Raw genomic sequence first — 2,873 nt, 5'->3', positions numbered from 1 at the left:
CCACACCTGACACAGATATCAGGCACTATATATCGACGTATTTACGCCGGGTGGCACTATATTTATATATTTCTCTGATGTAACAATGATAACATATCATTATTACTCTTTCTTGTTGTTTTTTGATCTAAATATTGCAAATTTTGAACTTTTGCTGTATAGTTAGGAGAGGTTGCAGATTGCATTTCAAATTACAAATGGTTTTCTCGATTACAATTGGGTATTGCATCGATTACAATTGGGTGTTACATCCACTACAATTGGGCGTTATATCCATTACAATTGGGCGTTATATCCATAAAAATTGGGAGTTGCAACCATCAAAATTGAAATTCCAAAGAAGTTTTGAAATAAGAATTTTCCAAAAACAAAGCACGCTCCTGAGCGTCTTACAGCGATTATTAGAAGAGGTATGATCTATGAAAGAATATAGTTCCTGCAAAGCAGCGATTGAATCCTGTCTGGAGAATCAGTATTTCTCCATTGCCCATCTGTATAATGAAGAAAAACCAATGAAAATGCATATACATAACTGTTACGAGATCTATTTTTCTGTCTCGGGAGGCAAACAGTTTTTAATTGATAACCGATTTTATTCCATTCAGCCGGGAGATATTTTTTTTATCAACCAGTATGAGAGCCATCATCTGACCCAAATTGATTCTGAGGTCCACGAACGGGTCGTACTGTCTATTTACCCGGATTTCCTGAAGAAGCTTTCGTCTAAGCAGACGGATTTAAATCATTGTTTTTCCTGCCGTAATCCTGGTACGGATCACAAACTCAGTCTGAATGAAGAAGAACAGAAGCGATTTTTATATTTCATCCATAAAATATGCCAGATTGACGGCTTCGGCTCCGATCTTACCGAACGCTGTGCATTTATTGAACTTATGGTATTTTTAAACAGGGTATTTTACAAGAATCAGCGAAAAGAATTGTCCGAGGAGACGCCTACCTATCATCAGCAGGTAGACCAGATTTTAACTTATATTAATCAGAATATAAAAAACCCCCTCACAATTGATGAATTGTCAGAGCATTTTTATTTAAGTCCTTCCTATATCTGCCGCATTTTTAAATCGGCAACGGGAACTACCATTAATAAATACATCACCGCAAAGCGAATCACCATTGCCAAGGCTCTGCTGACCGACGGCAACACCGTCAGCGAAGCCTGTGAGCAATGCGGTTTTAATGATTACAGCAACTTTTTAAAATCATTTACAAAAGCAGTTGGCATATCCCCTAAAAAATATGCTCAGTTTTCAACGTGATTATAACTTAGCCAGCTTTTCACCTAACTTGCGGCAGTCTTCCAGTACCTGGTCATCCGGCTCTTCGCAGCACATCAGCCCTTTGCCCTCTACCAGTTTACCGCCTTTTTCCGTCACACGTTCTTCCCAGTCACGCATCCACTGTCCATCTCCCCATCCATAAGAACCAAAGAGTGCAACCTGTTTACCGGACAGACTGCTCTCCAGTTCTTCCATAAACGGCTCCATGCTTCCTTCTTCCAGGACTTCATCGCCCATGGCAGGGCATCCCAATGCCAAGATACTGTCATCCTTCAGATCATCTGCCTGAATCGTATCCACATCCAAAAGATCTGCTTTCGCCTCCCCTTTTTCCACACCTTCTGCAATCGCCTGCGCCATTGCCTGCGTATTTCCTGTTCCGCTCCAATACACTACTTTAATTGTCTTCATAATTATTCTCCTTTTTTTGTAAGCTTTGCATACCTCGTCTCCTTTTAGCATACCACCTGGCGTATACTTTTATGCTTCATAAATTCACTTGCCGCATGATCCCGGACTTCATCATAGGTACGGAATATCTGAGCAGCCTGCATCGGGTTATGGTAAACTTTCCAGTAACCGGACAGCAGGCTGTTCTTGCCGCCATTTTGTATAAATGCCTTTACATCTTCAATGGGATATTGCAGGAAGATACCAAGCTCATGTGGAAAATCCCCGGTTTTGCGCATAAACAATTCATATCTGCTGCGCAGCCTTTTTAAAATTTCTGACATCCCCATTTCTGCATATCCGCAGCTTTCTACAAAGTCCCAGGCTTTGCGATCTTTTAAGATCTCGTTAAGCCTGTCTTCACGATATAGAAAAATTACCTCGTTTTTACTTCCTGAATATAAGATTTTGCAGGAAATGTCAGTATCCTTCAAGATGTTAAACAGATGAAGCCACATACCTTTGGGAAGGGTAATCAGATTGGACGCTTTGACTCCCTTCAACACCGGTGCGCATTGAAATACTACCTGAAAACACAGCTGCTCCCATGCACTGCTGCTGGATAAATAATCGAGAATTAATTCTGCTGGCATGTAAAACCTCCTAAAATTTCCTTCAATGCACTGGCACTGCTGGAATGAGAACGCTCCACAGCGATATTGTTTCTGCTGGCTTCCTGAATGGCACAATGCACCATCTTATGAGAAACAGTCGATGTAAAGAGAATTATCAGATCCGGTTTACCAATCTTGCTTTTTAAGTCAGCTGCCATCTTAGCAAAAACCTTTGCTTTAAAGTTATGTGCTTTACAAATTTCTTTATACTGACAGACCATTCTTTCATTTCCACCAATTATTACAACACTCATTGTGAACCTCCTCATATTTGTATTTTATAGGTTAGTCATTGCTAACTAAAGGTATCATAATCTATTTTTCCTAAATATACAATACCTTTTATTGAGAAAAATCCGCATTAGAGCTTTACTGATAGGATTTCTCATTTCTCATTTTTTATGTATGGATACTTTTTCAGAGATTTTTAAATGTTGAAAATATTTGAATTTTTAAATTGGGGTTTTGCTGAGTAAGGACGCTTTGTATAAGACAGGTAGTGTACGAAAAG

General features: G+C 39.5%; 4 protein-coding genes. 1 reads left to right on the top strand and 3 read right to left on the bottom strand.

Going from position 1 to position 2,873, the window contains the following annotated elements; translation table 11 throughout:
• Positions 1-419: 419 nt before the first annotated feature.
• Positions 420-1,277, top strand: a complete 858-nt coding sequence (locus ACH2DQ_RS27815) for an AraC family transcriptional regulator (protein WP_394912886.1) — start codon at positions 420-422, stop codon at positions 1,275-1,277.
• On the opposite strand, the gene ACH2DQ_RS27810 is transcribed toward ACH2DQ_RS27815, so the two are convergent.
• The 3 genes from ACH2DQ_RS27810 to ACH2DQ_RS27800 are packed head-to-tail and all read right to left on the bottom strand — an operon-like array spanning position 1,278 to position 2,616.
• Positions 1,278-1,709, bottom strand: coding sequence for a flavodoxin (locus tag ACH2DQ_RS27810; protein ID WP_394912887.1), 432 nt, complete (start codon positions 1,707-1,709; stop codon positions 1,278-1,280). It abuts the gene before it with no gap.
• 44 nt (positions 1,710-1,753) lie between these two features.
• Positions 1,754-2,341, bottom strand: a complete 588-nt coding sequence (locus ACH2DQ_RS27805) for a DUF3793 family protein (protein ID WP_394912888.1) — start codon at positions 2,339-2,341, stop codon at positions 1,754-1,756.
• Entirely contained in the window at positions 2,326-2,616 is a 291-nt protein-coding gene (locus ACH2DQ_RS27800) for a DUF2325 domain-containing protein (protein ID WP_394912889.1), read from the bottom strand. Before ACH2DQ_RS27800 ends, ACH2DQ_RS27805 begins: the two co-directional genes overlap by 16 nt.
• Positions 2,617-2,873 lie beyond the last annotated feature (257 nt).

Source organism: Robinsoniella sp. (genome assembly GCF_034124845.1).
The sequence above is the reverse complement of the archived record's forward strand: the minus strand, read 5'-3'. Positions and strand labels throughout refer to the sequence as shown.

Coding starts and splice junctions, on each gene's coding strand:
- ACH2DQ_RS27810 (WP_394912887.1), bottom strand. CDS start 1,709: ATGAAGACAATTAAAGTAGTGTATTGGAGCGGAACAGGAAATACGCAG.
- ACH2DQ_RS27815 (WP_394912886.1), top strand. CDS start 420: ATGAAAGAATATAGTTCCTGCAAAGCAGCGATTGAATCCTGTCTGGAG.
- ACH2DQ_RS27805 (WP_394912888.1), bottom strand. CDS start 2,341: ATGCCAGCAGAATTAATTCTCGATTATTTATCCAGCAGCAGTGCATGG.
- ACH2DQ_RS27800 (WP_394912889.1), bottom strand. CDS start 2,616: ATGAGTGTTGTAATAATTGGTGGAAATGAAAGAATGGTCTGTCAGTAT.